The following is a 24895-nucleotide window of genomic DNA, read 5'->3' on the forward strand; positions in this document are numbered from 1 at the left end:
GTCAACATGGAAAACAGTTTTCAGGCCACCCTCCTCCACATCATCGAAGTCCTGATCATCACTTATTTCGCCATCCTCAACAGTGTGTATGCCGTCAGTGTGCTGGTGGCCTCTCGCGTGATGGTCGCCACAGCCCTGCGCGGTGAGCGGGTGCTGATGAAGTCCTACCTGGAAAAAGGCTACTACCGCCCGATCAGTCTGCTGGTGCCTGCCTTCAACGAGGAAGAGACCATCACTGCATCTGTGCATTCATTTCTGAACCTGCACTACCCTGAATTCGAGGTCATTGTCATCAATGACGGCTCACAGGACAACACCCTGCAGAAACTGATGGATGAATTCATGCTGGAAAACACCAGTGAATTCCCCTCACGGGTGCTGGAAAGCAAACCCATCCGGGGCCTGTACCGCAGCATCAAATACCCAAACCTGCTGGTGATCGACAAGGAAAACGGAGGGAAAGCCGACGCACTGAACGCCGGAATCATTCATTCCACCAAGCCCCTGTTCTGCTCGGTGGACGCGGACAGCATCCTGGAAGCCCGTGCCCTCATCCGGGTCAGCAGGCAGTTTCTGGAAGATGACCGTCTGGTGGCGGTGGGTGGAACGGTGCGGGTTCTCAATGGTGCCGTCATCCGTGAAGATGCCATCAAGGAAGTGCATTCACCAAAAAGCTGGCTGGAGCGCATTCAGGTGGTGGAATACACCCGGGCCTTTCTGGCTGGACGCTCCACCTTCAGTGCTTTGCAGGTTCTGCTGATCATTTCTGGGGCTTTCGGGCTGTTTTCTCGCAACGCAGTGATTGAAGTGGGGGGATACCGCACCGACACCGTGGGAGAGGACATGGAACTGGTGGTCCGCATGCACCGTTACATGCGGGACAGGAAGCGCAAATACCAGATCCGCTACACCATGGACCCCATCTGCTGGACCCAGGTTCCCAGTGACATGGGCATGCTCAGAAAACAGCGCAACCGCTGGCAGAGGGGCCTCCTGGAAACCCTGTGGACCCACCGGGGCATGTTTCTGAACCCCAGATATGGCCGGATTGGTCTTTTCAGCATGCCTTACTACCTGCTTTTCGAGGCCCTTGCTCCATTGCTGGAGGTGTTCGGGTATGTCTTCACCCTTTATTTGCTGCTGACCCGCCAGCTCAATGTGGATTTCGCCATCATGTTCCTGGTGATGGCCCTGCTGTATGGGACCCTGGTCAGCATGGCTTCCATTGGCATCGAGGGTTTCATGATCAAGCGCTACACCCGCTTCTTTGATCGGGTGAAGATCATGCTGGCCACAGTGTTCGAACAGCTGGGTTACCGTCAGGTGCTTGCTTTTGAGCGTCTCTTTGCCTTTGTGATGCTTTACAGCAAGAAAGGCCAGTGGGACATCCAGCGCAGGGCCCGCATCCAGCGCTAGAACCCTTCTTCCAGGTCAGGCAGGCTGCTCTTCCACGGGCAGCCTTTTTGTCATGTGAGGTAAGAAACCCGAGAGAACAGACCGTTAAATTGTAAATGAAGCAGATGAAACAGCAGCGAAAAGGGCAGCTCTGTAAAATGCGAACCAGCGTCTTCCCATCCCTTTTCGAGTTTCAGCAAAGGAGGTCACATGCACACCCCTGACTGGCTCAAACTGACCTCCGCAGCTCTGGAGTCGTCGTTTGATGCCATCCTCATCCTGGAGATTCAGGTCCCCGAGGCCACCATCCTGTATGCCAACCGCCGGGCTGAGGAACTGACCGGGTACACCCAGCAGGAGTTGCTTGGCCTCAGCCCACGGATGCTGGAAAGCCACCACATCGGGGAGCAGGACCTGATCCAGCTGGCTGCAGCCATCCGGGAACTGAAGCCTTACCACGGAACCGCCAGATTCATGCGCAAAGATGGCAGCATCTACTGGGCAGAGCTGAACCTGGTTCCCATAGACATTGAACCGCAAGGCAGATACTGGGTGTCTGCACATCGGGATGTCACCCGTGAAATGGAGGCCACCGAGGCCCTCAGGAAAAGTGAATTTCTGCATCGGGTGATCATCGAGAACAGCCCCAGTCTGTACCGCATGTACAACCGGGAAGGGAGATGTGTTTATGCCTCTGCTTCAAGCGTACGGATTCTGGGGTACACCCCGGAGGCGTTGCTGGGACTGTCGAGAGAACTCCTGCACTCCGATGATGCAGATGTCTTTCCAGTTCAGGGGTTCAGGGACCTCTGGGCAGGGTTGAAAGACTTTCATCAGTTTGAATACCGCTTGCAGCACAAAAACGGGCAGATGATCTGGGTTTCGAGCACCATGAGGATGATTGGCAGCCCGGACCACCCGGAAGACCAGCTGCTGCTGGTGGTCACCGAGGACATTTCCGCCCGCAAACGGGCAGAGCAGGAGGCGCAGGAGCAGACCGTTCGCTACACCTCCCTGCTGGACCTCAAATACCGCATTCTGCAGGCCAGTCAGCCTTCAGAGGTCACCGGGCAGGCCATTGAACTGGCCCTTCCCCTCACCGAGTACGAGTTTGGCATGTTCATCAGTTTTCAGGGGGATCAGCTCAGGCTGGAGGGTTTTCATGGCGCAGACCGGGAGCACCTTGAACCCCTGCTTCAACAACTGGTGGCCCGCAACACCAGAGCCACCATCCTGCAGCTGCTGCAGGGGACCGAACCTGTTTTCATTTCTGCGGACCAGACCCGCGTGGGTCGCCTGGAAATCCCCATCCGCAAAACCTTTCGGACTTTTGCTGTGCTTCCCATTCATGCCGAAGGGGAAATTTTTGGGGCCATCAGTTTTGCACACCGGGAGGCGGTGCAGGTCTCAGAGAGCACAAAGCGCCTGCTCAGTGCCATTGAGGAACGGGTCAGTCTGGCCTACAGCAAACTGATTGGTTTTCAGCGTCTGGAAGAGTCCCGCGAGGAAACCATGAGAACACTGGGCCTGGCCCTTGAATACCGGGACTATGAAACCAAGGGGCACACAGACCGCGTCATTGACCTCTGTGACCGGCTGGGACAAGGGCTGGGCCTCGATGAGGACACCCTCAAGGAACTGCGCTGGGGGGCCTACCTTCATGACATTGGCAAGATCTCCACGCCAGATGCCGTGCTGCTGAAGCCTGGCAAACTCAATCCAGAGGAATGGGATGTGATCAAGCAGCACCCTGTGGTGGGGTATGAGCTCACCCGTGCGATTCCCTCCCTGCCCGAACGCACCCTGGACATCGTGCTGTACCACCAGGAACGCTGGAATGGCAGTGGTTACCCGGAAGGCCGCAGAGGGGAGGAGATCCCTTTTCTGGCAAGGGTTTTTGCAGTGGTGGACGTGTACGATGCCCTGACCAGTGAACGCCCCTACAAACGGGCTTTCAGCCATGAGGAAGCGGTGGCGCAACTTCTGAAGGAATCTGGAACGTTGCTTGATCCTGAAATTGTGAGGGTGTTCCTGGGGGTGATGGGAGCAGGACCCGGGTTTGATCCCTGAGCCCATTCAGGTCTTGATGCCAGTCGCGCCCAGTTAATAATTGACAAAACATATCAACTATTCTATGATCAACCCTGACGAGCATCACCTGATTTCTGACCTTACGAACCCGAACCTTTGAAAACCTTTCATTGCCCTCCTGACGACAGGGCAGAGCCCCTTTTTTTCGCAACCAGAACATCCTCAGCTGCTGAAGCCTGCGTTTCAGCAGTGACGGTGTGCTGTGTGAAATTCCATGCAAGGAGACTCTCAAATGTCACATTCTTCCAACCCCCGCCAGATCAAACTGGGTGCTTTCCTGATGACCGATGGACACCACATTGCCGCCTGGAGGCATCCTCAGGCCAATCCGTATGCCCACGTCAGTTTTGAGCACTTCAAAGAACTCGCCCAGAAAGCAGAAGCGGCAAAATTCGACACCATCTTCTTTGCAGATTCTGCTGCTGCCTGGGTGGATGGGGAGGGGGTCTTTGCCCACACCTCCAGAGGGGCACACTTTGAGCCCCTTACCTTGCTTTCGGCTCTGGCCACCGTGACCACCCACATTGGACTGATTGCCACCCAGACCACCACCTACAACGAGCCCTACCACCTTGCCCGGAAATTTGCCTCTCTGGACCAGATCAGCGGAGGACGGGCAGGCTGGAACCTGGTCACCTCTGCCAATGGCCGGGAAGCCTTCAACTTCAACCGCGATGCCCACGTGGTTTTCGAGGAACGCTATGACCGCGCACACGAATTCGCTGAAGTGGTGACGGGCCTGTGGGACAGCTGGGAAGATGATGCCTTCATCCGGGACAAGGAGAGCGGGCTGTTCTCTGACCCTGAAAAATCCCATGTGCTCAGCCATGTTGGGAAGCACTTCAAAGTCAGGGGACCCCTCAATGTGGCCCGTTCCCCCCAGGGACGCCCCGTGATTGTGCAGGCCGGATCTTCTGAAGAAGGCAAGGAACTTGCTGCTGCAACCGCAGAGGTGGTGTTTACCGCCCAGCAGACCCTGCAGGATGCCCAGCATTTCTACAACGACCTGAAAGGCCGTCTGGCAAAATATGGACGCAGCGAAGATGACCTGAAAATCATGCCCGGAGTGCTCCCCTACGTGGGACGCACCCAGCAGGAGGCCAGAGACAAGTTTGACCTGATTCAGTCGCTGGTGCTCCCGAAAGTCGGCCTTTCCCAGCTTTCCAACCTGCTGGGTGCAGACCTGAGCGGTTACGACATTGATGGCCCCGTGCCAGACCTGCCCCTGACCAACAACAACCGCAGCCGTCAGGCTTTGCTGGTCGAGCAGGCCAGAAGGGAGGGCCTCACCATCCGTGACCTGTACCTGTCGGTCACCGGAGGACGGGGGCACTGGCAACTGATCGGCACCCCTGAACAGATCGCAGATGAACTGGAAGAGCGTTTCCTCAACCGTGGCGCAGACGGTTTCAACGTGATGGGTCCAGTGCTCCCTGCAGGCCTCGACGATTTCATTGAACTGGTGATCCCGGAGCTTCGCCGCAGAGGAATGTTCCGCCATGAATACGAGGGCAGAACCCTCAGAGAGAACCTGGGCCTGAAACGTCCCGAGAACAGCTTTAAAGTGAAAGCCAGGCAGCTCAGGGAAGCTGAACTGGTCAGGTAGAACCTCCAGTGGGGGAGGAGAAAAAAGAAACGCCGGAATGTTCCGGCGTTTCTTCTTTTCGAGGTGGATCACTTGCCCGAGATCAGGCTGATTGAACCCTCGTGAAGCGTTTGCTCATATCCCACTTTCACGGCGCCCCCAACCATGGCAGAGTGGGCAATGTCGATTTTGGCTCCAGCGTCATTGATGTCGTAGTTGCCGTCCACGGTCATGTACAGGCCGCCTTTCGCGCCAATGTCCATTTCAATCGGGCCAAGTTCTGCAGGGACAGCAATCTTGGCTCCTGCAAACACCGTCACCTTGCCATCAAAGGCATAACCATATTGCTTGAGCTGCAACACCGCATCAGGGTTTCGTCCAGCCTGGGCTTCAATGAAGCGCTCCTTGGGATCTTTAAGCTTCTTGTAGCGCTGGGAGAACTCGTAGGTCACCTGACCGAACAGGGGCCATTTGCCGTCGGAGCCCACTTCCACTTCCACGGCCTCACAGGTGTAGGTCACTTCGATGATGCCTGCAGAAGCCTTGGGTTTGCGTTTGGGCTTCTCGCAGATTTCGGGATCTTCAGGGTCCTCGGCTTCCAGGTCCGGTGGGGGAACTTCATCCTTGCACATGCTGCCGTAATTTCCAGCGGTGAACACATGCATCCCCACCAGACTCAGGTAACTGTTGTAGTGCTGGAAGTACAGGGCACGGGTCTGGGTTTTTGCGGCCTCAAAGAACTCGGGGTCACTGAATTCACCGGTCAGGCCACTCATGATCTTGTGGAACGGACGGTAGAAGGTCCGGTAAGCCATGTCGTACTTCTGCACGTTGCCGACCAGCACAGAATTCCAGTTCTGTCCCGCGCTGCACATGCGTTGCTCATGCTCGATGCGGGCCCTTTCCTGGCAGGCACCGTTGGTGCCGCAGGAGATCTGCTGGGCGGCATATATTTCTGCACTGCTCTGGGCCTGTTTGAAATAAATGTTGTCGGCACTCTCTCTGGCCTTGCCATACTCCACAAAGGCCTCATCCACCTTCTCGTACAGGGCGTCCAGCTTGGGGTCTTCGGGATCAGCAGAGTTGATGGGCCCAAGCAGGTGCAGGGACACCTCACCAGTCATGCGGGTTCTGGGGTCTTTCAGCATGGCATTGGCTTTGGCCTGGATTTTGGGGAACATCTCCAGGTACTTCTGGGAGAAGGTGGATGCCCCCTGTGCAGCACGGCCCATCTCGGTGCTGACGTAATTCAGGGCCAGGGTTGCCGTTTTGGTGTTGGCTGGAATGGGAATGTGAGGGAAACGCCCCTCGACCCCACGGTCCAGTGCGTAAGCCTCCTGCCAGGGTTTCAGGGTGATGGCATCGGCCTCTTCGGACTCCACAGGGCCCTTGTCGGGTCCCACCATGTCCTTGATGGGCTCCCGGTAAGCTCCCAGGCGGTACCACCGTGCAGCTTCTTCGCACTTGCCCTGTTCACCAAGGGCCTGGGCAAGGTTGCGTTTGGCTTCGGGCAGCAGGGGTTCGAGTTTCACGGCTTCCCTGAGCACCACCTCGGCCTGGGCGGGCTTGTTGATGCCCAGCAGGGCATGGCCCTGGTTGTTGAGCAGCAGGGCCTGCTTGTTCAGGCTCCAGGGGGCAGGAGCCGCGTCCTGTCTGGTTTTCGCAGCGTCCAGCAAAGCCAGACTCTCGTACCAGAATCCATAGAAATTGGCCAGACCGGCCAGATTCACCAGATGGCTGGGGTTCTGGGGTTCAAGCTCATGGGCACGCAAGAGCAGGGCCATTGCAGCAAGGGGCTTGCCGTTTGCCAGGGCCAGAGGCACCGCACTGATCGCTCTCTGTGCCGACTGGTACTCGGGCATGGACTTCAGCACTGTGAAAGCCTCAGGGCTCAGAGAACCTTCCAGGGCAGCCTGCAACATGCCGATGGCCTGATCCAGATTCACTTCCTGCTGGCTTCCCGCCAGTTGTTCAGGTTCCAGTGCCGGACGGGGCTGGGAAACCACCTCGCCGGGCTGTTTTGCAAGGTTGTCCAGCATGCCCTTGAGGATGCTGTATCCGGGGTCGGTGGGAGACATCTCCTTGAGGCGCTCCTGCAGTTGCTTCTGGGCCTCAGACATCTGCTGCTGCAGCACCGCCCCCATGTTGGGCATCAGGGTCAGGCCGCCCTCACGGGTGGGGCACCGCACCTGATCGTTTTTCGGAATGGTCTGGATGTTGGTGAACGAATAGATTTCCGGGGCGGCCTGCGCTCCAAGGCACAGGGTGCTGCCCAGCATTAAGAGTGTTCTGTACACGGGTTGGATGGTTCGTTTCATGTGAGCTCCCTGGCAGAAAGCCATGCCTCCTGCATGTTTTCAACCTTACAGGGCAGGCCGTGATTGCAGCATGATTGTGGTCACAACGCCATCAGGGCTCCCTGTCTGAGGTGGATTGAGCCCGGGACTGGACTTCAAACTCCGTTGCGATTGATACGAAAACACATCCCAAACACGTCTAAGGTGAAAGCAGTGCTCTTTTGACCGAATGAGACACGCGATTCAACCCGAGGAGGCATGATGCAAGTTGAACCTTTGACGCTGGTGATTCTGGGGGCCACCGGAGACCTGACCCGCAGATTGCTGTTTCCTGCAGTTTATCGACTGTTTGCCAGAGGGCGCCTGCCGGAACTGAAGGTGGTGGGTTACGCCACAGAGGAGATGTCCAGCAAAGCATTCCAGCAGCACCTGGAAAAAAGCCTGAAAGAATTCGTTCCAAAATTCTCGCAGGAGGTCTGGGACAGACTGAAAGCACAGGTGGAGTATGTTTCAGGAGACCTGACCCCTGAAAAGATCAGGGCACTTGAGCCTCAGGTGGAGGGGAATGCGCTGTTCTATCTGGCCTTGCCGCCGCAACTGTTCGATGATGCCGCTGTTGGACTGGGATCGGTGGGCCTCCACCGAGAAAAAGGGGGATGGCGCAGGCTGATCATCGAAAAACCCTTTGGCTGGGACCTGGAATCTGCAAGAGGGCTGCGAGAAAGACTGCACCAGCACTGGGAGGAACACCAGCTTTTCCGCATTGACCACTTCCTGGGGAAGGAGACCGTGCAGAACCTGATGGTGTTCAGGTTTGCCAACCGTTTCATGGAGCCCATCTGGAACGCTGCCAACATTGCCCAGGTGCAGATCACAGCTGCTGAAACCCTCGGGCTGGAAGGCAGGTACAAGTACTACGATCAGGCCGGAGCAATGCGGGACATGCTGCAAAACCACCTGATGCAGATTTTTGCCCTGACCGCCATTGAACCGGTCAGCAAGTGGGATGCCAACAACCTGCGCCAGCACAAAGTGGAGGTGTTGCAAAGTGTCCGGCCCATTCCGCAGGAGAGGGTCAAGGAGTTTGCGGTGCGTGGACGCTACGGCCCTGGAGTCATGGATGGCAAGAATGTTCCAGGCTATCTGGAAGAAGAAGGTGTTCCTCACGACTCCCGCACCGAGACCTTCGCTGCCATCAAACTGTACATCGACAACTGGCGCTGGGAGGGAGTTCCCTTCTACCTGCGCAGCGGCAAGCGCATGAAACAGAGCTACACCGAGGTGGCGGTGCAGTTCAAAGAGGTCCCGACCCAGCTTTTCTCAGGCGTGGAGGACCTCAGCAACTGGCTGATCTTCCGCATGAAACCCGAAGAGAAAATTGATCTGGTCGCCTATGCCAAGACTCCGGGACTCAATCTGGAGACCCGCACGGTGGTCCTGTGCACCGAAATTTCCAGAAAAGAGGAAATGGATTTCACCGCCTACGAGCAACTGATCATGGACGCAGCAGAAGGGGACCAGACCCACTTCCTGCGCTTTGATGAAGTGGAAGAGGCCTGGCGCATCCTGGACCCCATCCTCAAAGCGTGGCAGCACGGACAGCCTGAAGAGTACGCCTCGGGTTCACTGGGGCCAAACGGTCAGGGTCGCCTGATGGACCCGGGTCACTACTGGCGCAGCCCTGAAGACGATTGAAACTTGAGTTCCCAACCTGTCGTATCTGTTTCAAATTGATCCAGAAAGGAGATTGGACATGAATGTGGAACAGGTGATTGTGAGTGAGGTCTGGCGAATGCTGCCCTGGTGGCAATGGGTGCTGGGGGCCGTTCTGGCCCTTCCATTCACTTTGCTGATGGGCCATGTGCTCAGGAGGGTTTTTCCGTATTGGGTGGAGGACAGCAGCAGGACAGCCTCCCAGGGCTTCAAATAGAGCAACAGTTTTCAGGTCAACAGGACCAGAGATCGGTCATTCTGGTCCTGCTTTCATTCCTGCCCGTTGTTCCTGAACTGCAACTCGTACAGGTCGCGGTACAGTCCTCCTTTTGCCAGCAGTGCTTCGTGTCTGCCTTCTTCCACAATCCGGCCCTGATCGAGCACCACAATGCGGTCTGCACTGCGGATGGTGGAGAGCCTGTGGGCAATCACAAAGGTGGTGCGGCCCTGCATCAGCGTGTTGAGGGCTTCTTGCACCAGCGATTCCGATTCGGAATCCAGAGAACTGGTGGCTTCATCCAGAATCAGCAGCCTGGGATTCTTCAGAAGGGCTCTGGCAATGGCAATGCGCTGCCTCTGGCCTCCAGAGAGCTTGACCCCACGTTCACCCACCACGGTCTGGAATCCTTCAGGAAAACGCCCAATGAATTCATGGGCATTCGCTGCCTGGGCGGCCTCCCGCACTTCTTTTTCAGTGGCACCGGGTCTTCCATACAGGATGTTGTCGGCAATGGTTCCTGAGAAGAGCAGGGTTTCCTGGGGAACGATCGCAATGTGTGCCCGCAGTTCTTCCAGGGACAGGTCGCGCAGGTCCACCCCGTCCAGTGTGATGCGGCCTGCAGTGACGTCATAGAACCTGGGGATCAGGGAAACCAGGGTGCTCTTGCCAGACCCACTCGGGCCCACAATGGCGACCACCTCTCCCGGGTCTGCCTGCAGGTTGATGTTCTCCAGAACATGCCCACGGTCACCGTAACCAAACTGCACCTGCTCGAATTTCACCCGGCCCTCGGCCCTGGACAGGGACACAGGACGTTCAGACTCTTTGAGGTCCGTGTGGGTGTCCAGCAGCTCAAAAATGCGGCTGGAGGCTCCAAGGGCACTCTGGACCTGGGCAAAAATGCTGGTGAGTGTGCCCACTGTGCCCGCAATGTTGAAGGTGTAGAGCACGAAGGTCAGCAGTTCTCCGGGGCTGATTTCTTTGAGGGCCACCAGACGCCCCCCATACCACAACACCAGGGCCAGGGCCGCAAAAATTGAAAAGAAGATCATGGGGCCCAGAAAGGCGCTCATCCTGGCCCGCTGCAGGGCCACTTTCAGGGAAGCCTGGATCAACTCTCCATAACGGGTGGTCTCCACGTTTTCTGCGGTGAAAGACTGCACCACCCGCACCCCACTGATGGTCTCCTCGGCGTGGGCGTTGGCGTGGGCCACCTGGTCCTGGAAGGCCTTGGACATCTGGCGGATCTGCCTCCCCAGAAAACGGGCAATCAGGGCCACTGGAGGCACAACAGAGAGGATCAGGAGGGTGAGCTTCCAGTTGGTGAAAAACAGGATGGCCAGCGTTCCGAGCAGCACAATGGGCAGGGTGAACACCTGAACCAGGGTGGTGGATACCACCGACTGCACTGTGGAGATGTCTGAAGTCAGGCGACTGGTGATGTCGCCTGTGCGGTTGTTCTCAAAGAAGCTGGAAGAGAGCCCCAGCAGGTGCCGGAACAGGGACTTGCGCAACTCTGCCACCACGCTTTCTCCAGTGCGGGCAATCAGGTAGTTCTGGATGCCACTGAAGATGGCCTGCCCGGCAAATACCCCCAGCAGGATGGGCAGAATGCGGTTCAGCTGATCCAGGTTGGCCTCAAGAAAAGACACATCGATGAGACGCCCCACCAGTTGTGGAAAGAGCAGGTTGAATGCTGTGGAAATCAGGCTGGCGATGCCCGCCACCACCAGCCCTCCCATGTAAGGCCGGGCGTAGGCCAGCAGGCGCGACAGCTGTCTGAAGCTGTTGCGGTTCAGGGGTTGCCGGGAACCAGGAGACAGCGGGGGAGAACGGAACATGGCTCCATCCTATCCGTGTTTTGCCCGTTCAATGCAGCTCGGATTGCTTTTTGCAATTCGAAACTTTGCTTCTGCCTGTGCCACTCAGGGATTTCCCTTATCTGCTGGCAGTCCAGCAGCCCTTGATGAACTGCAACCAATCAGACAACATGGTTGTAAGGAGACAACATGGGGACCAAAAGGTTCATCAACAACACTGGCTACAACGTGAGTGTCACTCTGGCTGTCCCTGAGGGTGCAGACCCAGGCCCTTCAGTGTTCACCCGCAATTTTCAGCTGTCCGTGGCTGGAGATCAGGTGTACACCTACAGCGATGACCTCAATCCGTTTCTGAATGGCATCAGTGTGGCGGCCTCGGACACAGAGCAGGGGACCATTGTTGGTGCAGATTTTATTGGTTCCCAGCGGGGCACCACCATTGACAATGACCTCAACATGAATGACACAGTGTTGATCAATCTTCAAAGCCGAAACATTGTGCTGGCTTTTGAAAACACAGGTGTAGGGTCACAGTAACACCACACAGAAGAAAACCCCGACCACTGGCCGGGGTTTCATATATTGATCACACACTCCTGAGGATCTGAACAAGAATAGCATGTCCTGGTTACGCCAGGGTTACGACGGTCACATGGAGGCGTGTGTCAACATCAAAACAGCCCGAGGCATCACGGCACTCGGGCCATTCAGAGGAGCTTTCCAGGCTGGAACAGCCCTCTTTGATTTTCTTTAGGGGCTTCTTGAGTATGGTCGATGTCCCCTGGCAATTGCAAGGCCAAAAGAAATTTTCTGGGTTGCCTGTTGGTTTTTTTGCAACTCTGTGCACAAAACCATCAAAAAGGAGAGCAAGTGCTCTCCTTTCAACAGAATCGGATTTTTATCCCCCCACGTGAACGTAAGGTCGGTGTTGCGGATCGGGTTCCGCCTTGCGCAGGATTTCACGGGTGACGGGTGCAATGTCCCCCTCACCGAACAGGATGAAGCGCAGCAGGTACAGAATCGGGTTGCCTTCGGTCCAGCCAAAATAGATGTGTGGGATGCGGCCTGTTTCATCCCGGATGTGCAGCAGGGAAGCGGCCAGAGCGTTGGGCACACTGGAACTCGTGCCCCTGAGGATGCGGTGGGGTCCCACCTGCACACCCTGCAGATCCAGACGGTGTGCGAAGTCAGAAGCGTCATCAATGCTGATCTCCAGAAACAGCACCACGTCGTCTTCGGGGATGTGGGTGTCGTCCCGCACCTGGGCTTCTTTCAGGCGGTATTCCCGTTCATCTCCGGCATTTTTGCGGTTGGCGATGATGCGGATGCGTCCGTGGTTGTGCCTGGCCTCTTCACGCACAAAACGCTGTGCGGCCTCATCCAGGGTGACTTCTGTGACCCGCAATTCGGTGGCGCGGAACACCCGCGAAATCAGGGAAGTGAAGGTGATCAGCAAAATGAAGAATCCTGCGATTTTCAGACCTCCGAGGTCCTTGAAGAGGTTGATGGCGATGGTGTATGCAAAAAGCAGGGTGACCACTGCAAAAAATCCCATGAGCACCTTCTGCTTCTTGTGCTTGGCCGATAAGGTGGTGGCCACAGCAGCCGAGCCCATCAGGGCCAGAACGCCAGTGGCGTAGGCAGCAGCCTGGGCATTCACATCTGCTTTGAAAATGATGGTGACCACGAAGGCAATCAGGGTGAAGATCAGGACCAGAGGTCTGGAGGCCAGCGTCCATTCGGGGGCCATGCCGTATTTGGGCAGGTAGCGGGGCACGATGTTCAGGAGTCCTGCCATGGCGCTTGATCCAGCGAACCACAGAATCAGGATGGTGGCAACGTCATACAGGGTGGCAAACCAGGTGCTGAAGTGTTCGTGGGCCAGATAGGCCAGAGCACGGCCATTGGCTTCTCCTCCAGGCTGGAATTCCTGGGGGGGAATCAGCAGGGTGGTCACCAGGCTGCTGCACAACAGCATCACACTCATGATCAGGGCGGCAGCGGTGAGCAGCTTCTTGCCGTTCTGGATTCGGCCCACAGGGTTCTGCGGGGTGTCTTTCGGACCCCCTTTGATCTGGGGCATCACCAGCACGCCGGTCTCAAAGCCTGAAAGTCCCAGGGCCAGATAGGGAAACAGCAGGAAACTGGTTCCGAAAATCGACCACCAGTTGTGAGACTGGAAAATCTGTTGTTGCCAGCTGGTCCACACCTGGGGATTTTTGAAGATCTCGTAGAAGCCTTCCATCACCACCACGGCACTCAGGCCGATGTAAAGGGCAACGAGGGCAATGGCAATGCCGATGGCTTCCTTGAAGCCTTTCAGGAACACTGCACCCAGCAGGCCAATCAGGACCAGGGTCAGCCCTACCGGGTGGTCCATCCAGTGGGGAACCAGTGGGTTTTCGATGATGTGGGCCGTGGCGTCGGCGGCAGAGAGTGTGATGGTGATGATGAAGCCAGTGAGGGCAAAGCCAATCAGGATCAGCACCAGGAATTTTTCCTGCCAGAAGGAGAGCAGGCGTTCCAGCATGCTGATCGACCCGTCCCCGTGAGGAGACTCTTCAGCCACACGGCGGTACATGGGGAGTGCGCCAAAGAGAGTCACAATGACCAGAACAAGTGTTGCAAAGGGGCTCAGCGCTCCTGCCGCCAGTGCTGCGATCCCGGGCTGGTATCCCAGGGTGGAAAAATAATCCACTCCAGTCAGGCACATCACCTGATACCAGGGATGGGTGTGTTTTTCAGCTTTGCTTTCGGCTTCGAAAGGGCCTTCGATGGTCTGTGTCTGTCCCTGGAGCAGCCACCGCAGAAAGGGAGATTGAGGACGAAGAGGGGTTCTGGTTTTCGGCATTGGAATCCTTACCGCAAGGTGAATTTTACAGCGATGAGACAGACAGAAGTCCGTCTGGAGGGTCTGTTCGGGCCGCTCCGTCTGCCATCGTATCAGTTTTTCCTCCCGTTGCCATCCAGCTGAAACCCTGCTGATGTCTGCTTTTCTTTCAATCGAAAGCCATGCAGATCAATCCCGTTGCAGATGGATAAATGACAGGTCGGAAACTGAATTCAATCTGAAAATAGGCAAGTCATGTATGTTCCATGAACCCACCATTAATTTCGTTCTGACGCTCCCATGTTTATTTTCACTCCACAACCGTTAGAGTATGTGCATGGTCCACATCTATGAACGCAAATATCCCTGCCCCTGTTCACGGAGTACCATCACCACCACCACCACCGAAGACCCGATGACAGGCACCACCACGACCTATCACATGGATTGCATATTGTGTGACCGTGCATATGAGATCATGCAGCTTTCTGCAAGGCGCATCCACAAATTCCAGTCTCCTTTCTCGATGTATGTGCGGGTGGTGAAAAAAAGAGAAGCTGAACTCTATGAGAACCTCTTTCAGGAGTTCTACCAGTTGCAGACCCAGTTGCTCACCCGTTCCAAACAGCAGTACCTCACAAGCTTTATGGAAGCTGTGCTGTCTGGAGAAGGAAAAAGAGGCATCTGGCTGAAACTTCAGTCCATTGCCGGTGAACCCACGCGCACCCTCAGGGCTTTCTACCGTTACACCCGCAAGCGCATTGAGGAAATTGTGCGCAGCCACTTCACCCTGGAGCGCCTTCCCAGCATCCTGAACAACCTGAACATCAAGGACCCTGAAATCCAGACGATCTTTGGCCGCATGGAGCAGATCCAGCGCCAGATCCACCACCTGGAAGAAGACATGATCAACAATGCCTACCGTCTGGAGGCGGGTGTGACTGTGCAATAAATCTCAGCGTCAGAAATGTAACGTGATTTTGCCCTTCCCCATGTGATCTTGCTGTCTCCTGCAGCCTGGACTGTGGGGTTTTTGTGGTGCAGCCTCCAGAATGGGCTGGATTTGGGGCAATTCCTCCTGTGAACCCCTGAACAGGCCTTTATGCTTTGCACCATGAGACAGAACAAAAAGGAGGCAGCAAGCACCAGACTGTCCACCCCCAACAAGAAATTTGATTATTCGCTGGATTATCCAAACCTCAATTTGCGCGAACATCCCGAGCTTTATCGGGTGGGGGTGGGCGAGCAGGGCGTTTTGCTGGTTGAACCGTACAAGAGCGAAATCCTTCCTGTCTGGCGCTTCAAGACGCCAGAGATTGCCTCAGAAAGCAGTGAGGCCATTTACCGGATGTTCCTGGAATATCTGGCCCGGGAGGATTTTGTGGGTGCGGACATGGCCCGCAAATTCATGCAGATGGGGTACACGCGGGCAAGGCGTTATGCCAACCACAAAAGTGGCCGCAAATATGATGCTGTCACCGGAGAGTTGCTGCCCAATGAAGAGGATGCCGTCAAGGCGGCCGCTGCACTGGTGTTTAAAGAGAAGCTTGCACTGCTGAATTCCAATGCAAAATACCAGCAGATGAAAGCAGAGCACAAATCAAAATACGGTTGAAGTGTTTGGGTCTGTCGTCTGGCACATGGTCTGTTCAGCCGGGGACACGTCTCACCCACACCGACCCACTGGCCTGAGCGATCTGGGTTTCTCTTTTCTTCGATCACCAGATCTGTTATGCTATTTACATATGATCTGTTTGTATTCCGCTTTTAGTGAATCCATGTCGGTGAGGCCACCTGCATGAAACAGCCAACCCTGGAGCAGCAGCAGATCATCCAGCACAACAAAGGAGCTGCGCTGGTCTATGCGGTGGCCGGAGCAGGCAAAACCACCTGCCTGACCCAGCGCATTGCAAGGCTGGTCCGGGACGGCATCTTCCGTCCAGAGCGCATTCTGGCAACCAGTTTCAGCCGTGAAAGCGTGAAGGACATCCAGAGCAAACTTGCTGGTGGCCCGGAAGTGCAGAGGGTGCAGGTCAAGACCCTGCACGGCGTGGGTCTGCATGTCCTGAAAAAGGCCGTTCAGATGGGGCTGTTGCCTGAATTCAAATCCGAAGCAGACAGCGAAGCCACCCGCTCTCGGCTGATCAAACAGGTTCTCCGGGAGTCCAGGTTGCGGGGCCTTCCCATCCCGGACCACTTTGACCTCGAAGATTTCATGAATTACGTGGGGTCCTGCAAGGCGTCTCTCAAATACGCTGAACTGCTGGAATGGGATTTTCCAGAAACCGCCCTGAAGGTGATCTCCCAGGCAGAAGCCCCCGAAGGACTGCCCCACTATCTGGAGCTCTACCGGGCCTTTGAGCGCCACAGGGAACGGGAGAACTTCATCACCTTCGATGACATGATCGGACTTGCCTGGGACCTCTCGGTGAAAAACCCAGACCTGATGGAATGGGTGTCCAGCCAGTACGACTGTGTGCTCATCGATGAATTTCAGGACCTCAACCTGGCCCAGTCGGAATTTGTGCACCTGCTCGTCCAGAACCACCTGAACATCATGGCCCTCGGAGACGACGACCAGACCATTTACAGCTGGCGCGGATCGAGTCCCGAATTCATTCGCAACTTCCAGCAGCGTTACGCGGCCCGCAAGTACCACATCACCCACAACTTTCGGTCCTGCGCAACGCACCTGGCCCTGGCCAATTTTGTGATCTCCCAGAACGAGAACCGGGAAGTCAAACACCTCAGGCTCACCAGGGGCTTTGAGGGGATCACGGAAGTGCATGGGGTGGATTCACAGTTTGAAAGTGCAAAACGCATTGCGGACCAGATCGAGCAGAACCTTGAAAAGGGCTTCAAAGTGCAGGACCACGCAATCCTGGTTCGCACCTATGCCATGACCCCCTTCATTGAAACGGAATTCATCGAACGGCAGATTTCCTACCGGATTCTGGGAGGGCACTACTTTTACAAGAGAGAGGAAATCCGGGTGCTGCTGGACTACCTGAGGGTGGCCCGCACCCTGTACCAGCTTCAGACCGGAACGAAGCTCGACCCGGTGCAGCTCAGGGACCTCAAGACCCAGATGCTCTCCATCATTGGAAGCCCTCGCCGATACATCACCCGCCAGTACATCAACTCGCTGTTCATCCGCCTGCTCGGTCAGGAAGACCATTTGCTTGCGCAAATCCAGCTGGACAGTGAGAATCCCAACCACCAGCGCTTTCAACACGGGCTTCAGGCCTTGCATTTTGTGCTGGACAGCCTCGCTCGCATGGTCGCCTACGATGCGGAGGCCTACGCTGTTCTCGAAAATCTGCTCTACTGGACCGATTACGAACAGCACCTGCTGGCCACCACCGCCGACCCGGAACTGGCAGAGGCCAGAATGCTGGGGGCCAGAAACCTGATTCGTTATGCTTCAGGTAAGGGCAACACCGAGGACTTCCTGCAGCACATGGAGTTCGTGATGTTCCGGGAAACCACCCTCGACGCCATCAGCGATGAACGGGTGCTGATCACCACCCCTTACCGGGCCAAAGGGCTGGAATGGCCGGTGGTGTTTGTGCCCGGACTCAACGAGGGAAGCGTCCCCTCCATGCGCAGTCTGGAGGACCCTGCACAGCTTGAGGAAGAGAGGCGGGTGCTGTATGTCTGCATCACCCGGGCCAGAGAACAGCTTTACCTGTACCACACCGACCGGGAGGATGCCCCTCCGATCAGCCGTTTCCTGCTGGGCAAAAACGAGGAGAAGGCAGACCCGGAAGACCTGTACACCTACCAGAATGTCCTGCAGGAGGTGGGTCACATTCAACAGGCCCTCCAGAAGCCAGAAGAGGAACCCCTGACCCCGCAGGACGTGCATGCCCTGGTGCGTTCCGTTGCTGACCACCACTTCCGCACGTACCTGCAGCACTACGCCTACCATCACTTTGACCTGGACCATCTGATGGTGCTCAGCAGCAAGGTGCTCGGGGCTGCAGAGGGCCTCAAAGCCCTGTCCCATTTCACCGAGGAAGAATTGACCGTGTGGGAGAGCTACGGTCAGGCCCCGGAACCCATGCAGTTCACCCAGAAGGACCTGGAGGTCTACGCCAGAACCCTGAACCTGCATGCCAGCAGGAGCGCCTGATCAGGAAGAAAGGGTCAATTCCTGACGTTGCGGGCTCAGGTGCTCAAAGTTTGGCTCTGGATGCATCAGGAAAGCCGTGTGGGAAATGTTCCAGGCGTAGGCCCCTGCCATTGGGAACACCACCCAGTCACCCACTGCCGCTCCGGAGATCCAGGCACCTGAGCTCAGGCGGTCTTTGGGGGTGCAAAGCTGGCCCACCACATGGACCTGAAGGTCTTGCACCTCAGGTGTTTTCAGGTTGATGACCTCAAAAGGATGGGAATGCCCTTGCGCTGCCGGAGTGCGGAAGTGATGGGTGCCCCCCTGAAGGAGCAAGAAGGTCTCTCCGTGACTTTTTTTGATGTCCAGAATGGGTGTGGCGTAATAACCACAGTGGGCCACCATGCTGCGACCCGGTTCGATGCGCAGGTCCAGATGGGAATGTTGCTGCAGGGCTGCTCCCAGCGTTGCCCAGTCGTATTTCTGCTCCGGGTGCTGGTAATTCACCCCCATCCCTCCTCCCAGATTGATTTCATGCCAGTCCAGATGGTGCTTTCTGGTGAACCCCTCAAACCACCTGAGGGCTTCCTGCAACAGCACAGCATGTCGGTGTGCGTCCCTGATCCCTGAAGCCAGATGCAGGTGCACCCCGTGACAGACCAGTTCAGGGTGCTTTCTCAGCAGGGTCAGGGCTTCTTGCAACAACACCTCATCCATCCCGAAAGGAGAGGGTTTTCCGCCCATTGCCAGGGGCGCATCTGGCAGAGACAGGCCCAGATTGACCCTCAGCAGGATGTGCGCACGCTGGTTCAATCTCCGGGCGATGTCTGAAAGCTGCACGAGTTCACGGGGACCCTCAACGTGGATGCGGTGCACCCCGGACCTGAGGGCAAACTCCAGATCGGCAGGCAGCTTTGAGGGGGCTCCAAAAGACACCTGTGCATCAGGATGGTGGTGCACCACATGGCGAAATTCTCCGCCAGAGGCCACCTCGAATCCATCCACAATGCCGTGCAGGGTCTGCAGGATCTGGGGGTCCGGGTTGGCCTTGGCTGCATAGAGCACCCTGACCCTGCCCAGATGCTGCTTCACCTGCTTTGCATGGTGTTGCAGTGCATCCAGGTTATACAGGTAGGTGGGGTGGGGCTGAAGCCCAGAGATTCTTTTGCGAACCGTCTCAGGAATCACCGGAGCTCCTTCAAAGGGTTTGCAACGGGCACGTATCCCGCTTCCCGGTCTGCCTGGCGTTGCCAGCGGTTGAGCAGGTTGGCCTTGCCAGGAAGGGGAGATCCACTGAGCAGGTCCTGAAGTTCAGGCTCTGCGCCAAATTTCTGCTGGTGGGCCTCAACCTCATCCGCCAGGGCCTGCCACGCGTCCTGCTTGAGCTGCGGATTCTGAATCAGGATGCCTTTGCCCACTTCCAGCAGGTGGTTGACCAGCAGGCAGTAGGCCACCCGCTTCCAGCCCTGATCCCGGTCGTAGGTGATGGCTTTTCGGACCTCTTGTGGTGCATTCTGGAGCAGGTCAGAGTGGTGTTCGGGCAGCACCTTGGTGCCCTCCAGATCCCGGAAGATGGCCTGGGCAGGCAGGCCGTCACGCAGCACGATCAGCACATTCTGCAGGTGCGGTTCCAGCACCACACCATGCTGGAAAAACAGGTGGAGCACGGGAGCCACGGTTTGCCTGAGGTAGGCTTTCCACCAGGGCAGCAGGTCTTTTGAGGAAACACGGGAGAGGTGGGCTGGATGCTGGGCTGCCTCATCGGTCAGGGTGGCACACAGGACCAGGGCCTCTCCGTCCCGGAGGTCAGGGGCAGGGTTTTCCCGGAGCAGCATCCCCAGGTATTCCTTGCTGTGCGTGTCCAGTTTGACCGTGCAATATGCAGGTTCCAGCAGAACACGGGTTTCAGGGAACACCTGCGCCAGATCCTGCAGCACCGGACGCATGTGCTCTGTCAGCAGGGCTGCCCCGGTCAGTTCGTAATGGGCGTTCTTGCGCAGGCAGTTGGTGATGCGGGCATGCAGGCTGAACTTGTAGAACCAGGGATGGCCCTCACGGTACAGGGTGCGGATGCTGGAGGTCGGAGCGTAATGCACGCTTCCCTCGCCCAGGTCCAGCAAAATTCCCTTTTCCAGTGCCTGTTTGATGGCAGGTTGTGCCAGGGCCAGTCTGGCCTGCCAGGGGTGGGCGGGCAGCAGACGGTACCCTTCTGGGGCCTTGATGTTTTCGTGCTCAAACCGGGTGAGGTCGGGTGCGTTGGTTTCGAAATAAGCCTCTTGCACCGCAAAATACCTGAGCACAAATCGGGTTTTCAGTTCAGGGGAGTATTTCTCCCAGCTGCTCAGGCTCCCAGAGCGGCTCTTTGGGGTCGGGTGAAAACGGTGCCCCAGGGTCAGGGATTGTTCGGAATGCAGGTAAGAATCCTGGGGGGCAGGGCTGGCATCCTGCAGAAAACGCAGGGTGAAACGGGCACTCTCCTCAAGCTGATGCAAGAATTCAGGGTTTTCTTCACCTGTCTGGGCGGTCAGTTCGCGGGCCAGCACCTCCCCCACCTCCTGCCACCTTGTGGGGTGCCACTGGTGGTGCACCTTCAGCCAGATCTGCTCTCCAAACTGCAGGGGATCAGCAGACTGCAGGGCCACTTTCAGCAACTGATGGGTGCGTGGGAGTTCGATGTGCAGGTCTCTGCCCACCTGACGGGTGGGAGGTTGCAGCTCCCTGAGGTAGCAATTGAGCAGGTTGTGCCAGATGAAACGTTCCACATGAAGGGTCTGGACGGTCATGAAGCCTCCTTGAAAAGTGAAGTCTGTTTTGCCGGAATCCGATCAATCGGTGGTGGCCTGCTGTAAGGTTCGGGCAGGCGAAAGGGTGAGCAGCACGCTGACCAGGGCAACGGTTCCTGAGAGCCAGAAGGTCCATTCCATGTGGGTGCTCAGGAGGCTGGCAAGAATCCCTGCCACCACGGCGCCACCCTTGCCGTAGGCCTCCAGCACCCCGAACAGCTGACCTCTGGGATGGTGTTCTGCCAGTTCTGCCGCCAGGTCGTTGATGGACGAGATGCACAGGGCCATCCCGAAACCCAGCACCAGACGCAGCAGGCCCAGCAGGAGCAGGTCGCTGGCCCACAGGTGCCACAGCAAACTGATGCCGACCAGCACAAATCCAGCACCAAGGGTCCAGCCCTGCGGGAGTCTGGGAAGCAAGGGAACCGCAAGCAGGTAGGCCAGATGGGGCAAAGAGAACAGCAGCCCTGGGACCCAGGAAAGGGTGGTCTGGTGGCTGATGTGGTCAATGAAATAAGGAAAACTGAGGATGGTGGACAGCACAAACAGAAACTCCAGCCAGAACACCCGCTGCCCTGCTTTCAGGGAGACTTTTTTCTGGGTGCGCTGATGTTTCGCAGTCACTGGAGGTTCAGGCAGGAAAAAGGTGAGAAGGGCAGAAATCAGGGGCAGCAGGCAGAACCAGCCGTAAAGCTGCAAGACCGGATGATGCTGGATCAGCACTCCCACCAGCACAGGGGCCACCAGCAGGGCCAGACGGGCAGAACTCTGCATCAGGGTCAGGGCACGGCTGAGGGTTTTTCCTTTCAGCTGGTTTCCCAGGTAGGCGCTCGATGCCGAGAAGGTGCCGCCCAGCAGCCCTTGCAGCATCAGGCTGAGGGCCAGCATCAGGGGACTGTTTGCCTGACTGGTCAGAAAGTAACTGACGGCGAGGCCAAGCTGGGCACGGATCAGCAGTTTTCGGCTGCCGTAACGGTCTGCCATTTTGCCCCAGAACGGCGCACTGATCGCCACACAGATGGTGGGCAGGATGTACAGGATGCCAGCCCACCTCGTCCCATCTCCTCCCATGCCTCTGAGGGCCTCGGTGAGGTAAGGGGGGAGCCCGAGGGCGGTGAAGGCAGCCACAAAATGGCCCAGCACCACCATCAGGGTGACCTGTCCGGTCATGGGGTCCTCAGGTAATTGGGGGCCTGGCGTCGGTAACTCTTGTTGATGTCACTGACCCCGAGGTCCGCTTTGGGAAACAGGGTTCCTGCACTGAGCATGGTCTTGCTGGGGAAATGCACATCTTCCAGCAGGCGTTTTCTGAAATGGCCTGCAAAGGGTGAATCCTGATGCTCATCCAGCAGCCTTTCGATGCAGTGTCGCACCCCCTGAAGTTCGGTGTGCAGGTCAATCAGTCCTGCTTCTGCAGCCTGTCTGAGCACACTGGTCACGCACAGGTGCAAGATGATGGTGATGAACATGTCGGCCAGGGCGTCCACGCTGTCGGTGGGCAGACAGGGGTCCCCGAAAGGCAGGAGCTTCTGGGCCAGATCAGGGTGTTTGCTCCTGAAATGCTCCCAGTGAATGCGGGGGGCATCGTTGTCCCTGAGCAGCAGGTGCAGACCATCGGGTTTCAGCACCAGGGTGGTGTTCTGCTGGTGGGCCTCCAGCACGATGCCGTGTCGCAGGGCCAGTTTCAGGTGTGTTTCCAGCAGGAGCTGCACGGTGTTCCTCAGGAGCATTCTGGGGCTGGAGGTCAGGTGCTCAATCACCCTGCCTCCATCGGGGTGTGGGGCAAGCAGAGAGGCCAGTCCCACCTGCAAGCTGCCTTTGGGAAGGGCAGGATATTTCCTGAGCAGGTACCCCAGATCCTGGGTGCCTGCATGGCCGTAATGGCTTTCATCGGTCAGCAGCACCTCAGGACCACAGAGTTCACGGAGCACCTCCTGCATGACCGCGCCATCTTTGAAGCACTTTGGCTGCAAAGTGCGCAGGTTGCGGTACCCCAGGGTGCGGATGCGCAGGGGCAGTTTGAGGTGAAGCTCAGGGGCGTCTTCCAGCACCACGGTTCTCAAAGACAGGGTGGGATGCACCTTCAGGAAAGACAGGGGGGCAACTTTGAGCTGCAGATCTGGAGTCAGGCTTTCCACATGATCCAGCGAGTGGGGATGCACAGGCAGCAGGTGATGCTCTGGCAGATCAGGAAGCCCCACATCTGCAAAATCAGGGAAAATCTCAGGCGGCTTGCTGCTCAGAAACACATGCTGTGCTGGCACTGCCACCCAGCGCAGCAGAAACCCCTTGCTGCTTTCGGGGCAGTACATCTGCAGGTCCTGTGGACCAAAGCCCAGCCTGGCAGGCAGGGGATAGATCGGGTGGTCCAGCAGGGCGGCCAGACGGTCAAAGAACAGCAGGTTCTGCTCTGTGGTCTGTTTCGCAAGCAGTTGAGGCATCTGGCTGAGGCGGTACTGGCTGTACTGCTGCGCAGCTTCAAACTCTTCTTTCAGCAGGTCAAAACCAGGGAGGTCCAGCGTCCCGGCAAAATCCAGTGCAGAGATCCAGTTGCGGATGTCTTCATTCCACACTTCAGCAGAGCGGGCCTCCAGCGGGTGCCACAATCCCTCAGGTCTGACGGGAATCAGGTGGGGTCCATGCTGGACGCACAGGCCCAGTGACGGATGCTGCATGGGCGTCTGGTCCAGCCCCCCGATGTTTTCCCTGAGCAGGGCCGTCAGCAGCTTGCGGCTGACCTCCTCCTGCCCGGTGGCCCCTATGAAATCAGCACGGGATGGGGTGAGGCGATGCGCCATTCCAGGCTCCTTTCCAGATCATGCAGGGTGTCCTGAAGCACCACAGGATCAGGGCCAATCATGCGCAGCACCCCCAGGAAGCTCCGTTTGCTGGAGGTCCCATCCACCTGTGACCCCACCTTGCTGAGCACCTGAAACTGGGTGATGGTCCCATTTCGCTCAAACGTCTGGTTTTCTGGGGCAACCGTGACGGTTCCATCCTCTTTTGCAAACAGGTAATGCACCAGAGCGTGCTTTCTGGGGAATTCCAGCGCAGGGAGTTTTTCTCCGGCATGCAGCCTGAGCACCCACTCGAACAACGGAAACTCCAGCAGGTCCTGCAACAGCAGGTCGCACTGGTCCCCGATGTTGCGGTAATTCACCTCGATCAGTGACGCCTGACTGTCCTTCCAGACAAATTCGGTGTGACAGGCCCCAAGGCCAACCCCGAGTTTTGCCAGTTGTTCCAGCACCTGCTGTTGCATCTCTGCAGGCAGATCAGGCTGCCACTCCATGGTTTCTTCAAGAAAGTAAGGGGGTGGGCTGAGGCGCGTTTTGAACCCCCCAAGCACCTGAATGGTTTCACCATCCCCCAGGGTTTCCAGGGTGTAGAGCTGCCCGGTCAGGTATTGTTCGACCACCAGTGGGATTTTTTCTTCACTCCAGACCTGCTGCACGCGGTCACGCAGGGTCAAGGCATCCGGGATGTAATAGGCGTGCCTGCTGGCGACCCCTTCTCTGGGCTTGAGCACCACCGGATAAGGATGGTTGGTGTGCCAGTCCTGATCGGGGTGCAGCACAGTGTGGTAAAAATCCGGGGCCTCAAGCTGCCTGCGCATGGCGGCCTTGTTTTTCGCCCGGTAAGCGGCTTTCCAGGGTTTTCCGGGAAGACCAAAATACTCGGCCAGCAAGGCGGTCTGGGTTTGCAGGTGATCTGAATTCGAGAAGACCACATCGGGTTTGCCATGAGAGGCGACGGCCTCGATCAGGCTTTGCACCTGAAACACATCGGCTTCAATGATTTCGGGTTTGAAAGAGAGGCCTTCATAAGCTTTGTGGTGCAGTTCGGGAACATCGGTGTACAGCATGACCTTCCAGCCGAGTTTTTGCGCTGCGGGCAAAAAACCCTGGGTCACAGCGTCGGTGGGCAGGTATGCAATCAGGGCAAGGGTCAGGGACATGGGTTGACCTCTTTCGGTTGCAGTTGGATTTTGAAAATCAGGTTGAGGGTGCGACCACCCAGGGAACAGTCAGGGAACCTCTTCTGTTC

The 24895-nt window shown here is 57.0% G+C and carries 17 protein-coding genes; 9 read left to right on the top strand and 8 right to left on the bottom strand.

The features are described from left to right. Positions 1-6 precede the first annotated feature (6 nt). The 3 genes from DC3_RS01435 to DC3_RS01445 all read left to right on the top strand — a co-directional run bounded on the left by DC3_RS01435 (position 7) and on the right by DC3_RS01445 (position 5092). Positions 7-1416 (top strand): glycosyltransferase family 2 protein, encoded by a 1410-nt coding sequence (locus tag DC3_RS01435; protein WP_146881801.1) that lies wholly within the window; start codon positions 7-9, stop codon positions 1414-1416. 189 nt (positions 1417-1605) lie between these two features. Next, positions 1606-3465 (top strand): HD domain-containing phosphohydrolase, encoded by a 1860-nt coding sequence (locus DC3_RS01440; protein ID WP_146881802.1) that lies wholly within the window; start codon positions 1606-1608, stop codon positions 3463-3465. 253 nt (positions 3466-3718) lie between these two features. After that, on the top strand, positions 3719-5092 hold the full coding sequence (locus DC3_RS01445) for an LLM class flavin-dependent oxidoreductase (RefSeq protein ID WP_146881803.1): 1374 nt from the start codon (positions 3719-3721) through the stop codon (positions 5090-5092). Between the two features lie 68 nt (positions 5093-5160). Here DC3_RS01445 and DC3_RS01450 read toward each other — a convergent pair whose 3' ends face one another. After that, the gene (locus DC3_RS01450; protein ID WP_146881804.1) at positions 5161-7389 is read right to left on the bottom strand and encodes a tetratricopeptide repeat protein; all 2229 of its coding nucleotides are present in this window, start codon (positions 7387-7389) and stop codon (positions 5161-5163) included. A 237-nt stretch (positions 7390-7626) separates the two neighbouring features. Here DC3_RS01450 and zwf point away from each other — a divergent pair, with 237 nt between their 5' ends. Both zwf and DC3_RS28885 read left to right on the top strand, forming a co-directional pair. Then, positions 7627-9063 carry a glucose-6-phosphate dehydrogenase gene (gene zwf, locus DC3_RS01455; RefSeq protein ID WP_222594671.1) on the top strand — a complete coding sequence of 479 codons (1437 nt, stop codon included), beginning with the start codon at positions 7627-7629 and terminating at the stop codon, positions 9061-9063. A 58-nt stretch (positions 9064-9121) separates the two neighbouring features. Continuing rightward, a complete protein-coding gene (locus DC3_RS28885) occupies positions 9122-9298 on the top strand; it encodes a hypothetical protein (protein ID WP_186815760.1) in 177 nt (58 codons plus the stop codon). Between the two features lie 53 nt (positions 9299-9351). Here DC3_RS28885 and DC3_RS01460 read toward each other — a convergent pair whose 3' ends face one another. Beyond that, positions 9352-11142 (bottom strand): ABC transporter ATP-binding protein, encoded by a 1791-nt coding sequence (locus DC3_RS01460; RefSeq protein WP_146881805.1) that lies wholly within the window; start codon positions 11140-11142, stop codon positions 9352-9354. Between the two features lie 168 nt (positions 11143-11310). On the opposite strand from DC3_RS01460, the gene DC3_RS01465 reads away from it, so the two are divergent. Continuing rightward, positions 11311-11658 carry a hypothetical protein gene (locus DC3_RS01465; protein WP_146881806.1) on the top strand — a complete coding sequence of 116 codons (348 nt, stop codon included), beginning with the start codon at positions 11311-11313 and terminating at the stop codon, positions 11656-11658. 361 nt (positions 11659-12019) lie between these two features. On the opposite strand, the gene DC3_RS01470 is transcribed toward DC3_RS01465, so the two are convergent. Further along, a complete protein-coding gene (locus DC3_RS01470) occupies positions 12020-13972 on the bottom strand; it encodes an APC family permease (protein ID WP_146881807.1) in 1953 nt (650 codons plus the stop codon). A gap of 316 nt (positions 13973-14288) precedes the next feature. Here DC3_RS01470 and DC3_RS01475 point away from each other — a divergent pair, with 316 nt between their 5' ends. The 3 genes from DC3_RS01475 (at position 14289) to DC3_RS01485 (ending at position 18086) form a co-directional block, all read left to right on the top strand. After that, positions 14289-14903, top strand: a complete 615-nt coding sequence (locus tag DC3_RS01475) for a hypothetical protein (RefSeq protein ID WP_146881808.1) — start codon at positions 14289-14291, stop codon at positions 14901-14903. A 162-nt stretch (positions 14904-15065) separates the two neighbouring features. Then, a complete protein-coding gene (locus tag DC3_RS01480; protein ID WP_146881809.1) occupies positions 15066-15566 on the top strand; it encodes a DUF4385 domain-containing protein in 501 nt (166 codons plus the stop codon). Positions 15567-15749: 183 nt separating this feature from the next. Beyond that, positions 15750-18086 carry an ATP-dependent helicase gene (locus DC3_RS01485; RefSeq protein ID WP_146881810.1) on the top strand — a complete coding sequence of 779 codons (2337 nt, stop codon included), beginning with the start codon at positions 15750-15752 and terminating at the stop codon, positions 18084-18086. Here the strand turns inward: DC3_RS01485 and DC3_RS01490 are convergent, their stop codons facing one another. Genes DC3_RS01490 through DC3_RS01510 form a run of 5 tightly spaced genes read right to left on the bottom strand, consistent with a single transcriptional unit; the run spans position 18087 to position 24806 of the window. Then, on the bottom strand, positions 18087-19253 hold the full coding sequence (locus tag DC3_RS01490) for an alanine racemase (RefSeq protein WP_146881811.1): 1167 nt from the start codon (positions 19251-19253) through the stop codon (positions 18087-18089). Next, entirely contained in the window at positions 19250-20848 is a 1599-nt protein-coding gene (locus tag DC3_RS01495; protein WP_146881812.1) for an IucA/IucC family protein, read from the bottom strand. Before DC3_RS01495 ends, DC3_RS01490 begins: the two co-directional genes overlap by 4 nt. Before the next feature lie 42 nt (positions 20849-20890). Next, positions 20891-22018: an MFS transporter gene (locus tag DC3_RS01500; RefSeq protein WP_146881813.1), complete on the bottom strand. Its 1128-nt coding sequence runs from the start codon at positions 22016-22018 to the stop codon at positions 20891-20893. Beyond that, entirely contained in the window at positions 22015-23646 is a 1632-nt protein-coding gene (locus DC3_RS01505; protein ID WP_146881814.1) for an IucA/IucC family protein, read from the bottom strand. Before DC3_RS01505 ends, DC3_RS01500 begins: the two co-directional genes overlap by 4 nt. After that, a complete protein-coding gene (locus tag DC3_RS01510) occupies positions 23607-24806 on the bottom strand; it encodes an ATP-grasp domain-containing protein (protein WP_146881815.1) in 1200 nt (399 codons plus the stop codon). Before DC3_RS01510 ends, DC3_RS01505 begins: the two co-directional genes overlap by 40 nt. Positions 24807-24895: the final 89 nt, after the last annotated feature.

It is taken from the genome of Deinococcus cellulosilyticus NBRC 106333 = KACC 11606 (genome assembly GCF_007990775.1).
Classification (GTDB): Bacteria; Deinococcota; Deinococci; order Deinococcales; family Deinococcaceae; genus Deinococcus_C; species Deinococcus_C cellulosilyticus.

Coding starts and splice junctions, on each gene's coding strand:
- DC3_RS01435 (WP_146881801.1), top strand. CDS start 7: ATGGAAAACAGTTTTCAGGCCACCCTCCTCCACATCATCGAAGTCCTG.
- DC3_RS01440 (WP_146881802.1), top strand. CDS start 1,606: ATGCACACCCCTGACTGGCTCAAACTGACCTCCGCAGCTCTGGAGTCG.
- DC3_RS01445 (WP_146881803.1), top strand. CDS start 3,719: ATGTCACATTCTTCCAACCCCCGCCAGATCAAACTGGGTGCTTTCCTG.
- DC3_RS01450 (WP_146881804.1), bottom strand. CDS start 7,389: ATGAAACGAACCATCCAACCCGTGTACAGAACACTCTTAATGCTGGGC.
- zwf (WP_222594671.1), top strand. CDS start 7,627: ATGATGCAAGTTGAACCTTTGACGCTGGTGATTCTGGGGGCCACCGGA.
- DC3_RS28885 (WP_186815760.1), top strand. CDS start 9,122: ATGAATGTGGAACAGGTGATTGTGAGTGAGGTCTGGCGAATGCTGCCC.
- DC3_RS01460 (WP_146881805.1), bottom strand. CDS start 11,142: ATGTTCCGTTCTCCCCCGCTGTCTCCTGGTTCCCGGCAACCCCTGAAC.
- DC3_RS01465 (WP_146881806.1), top strand. CDS start 11,311: ATGGGGACCAAAAGGTTCATCAACAACACTGGCTACAACGTGAGTGTC.
- DC3_RS01470 (WP_146881807.1), bottom strand. CDS start 13,972: ATGCCGAAAACCAGAACCCCTCTTCGTCCTCAATCTCCCTTTCTGCGG.
- DC3_RS01475 (WP_146881808.1), top strand. CDS start 14,289: ATGGTCCACATCTATGAACGCAAATATCCCTGCCCCTGTTCACGGAGT.
- DC3_RS01480 (WP_146881809.1), top strand. CDS start 15,066: ATGAGACAGAACAAAAAGGAGGCAGCAAGCACCAGACTGTCCACCCCC.
- DC3_RS01485 (WP_146881810.1), top strand. CDS start 15,750: ATGAAACAGCCAACCCTGGAGCAGCAGCAGATCATCCAGCACAACAAA.
- DC3_RS01495 (WP_146881812.1), bottom strand. CDS start 20,848: ATGACCGTCCAGACCCTTCATGTGGAACGTTTCATCTGGCACAACCTG.
- DC3_RS01500 (WP_146881813.1), bottom strand. CDS start 22,018: ATGACCGGACAGGTCACCCTGATGGTGGTGCTGGGCCATTTTGTGGCT.
- DC3_RS01505 (WP_146881814.1), bottom strand. CDS start 23,646: ATGGCGCATCGCCTCACCCCATCCCGTGCTGATTTCATAGGGGCCACC.
- DC3_RS01510 (WP_146881815.1), bottom strand. CDS start 24,806: ATGTCCCTGACCCTTGCCCTGATTGCATACCTGCCCACCGACGCTGTG.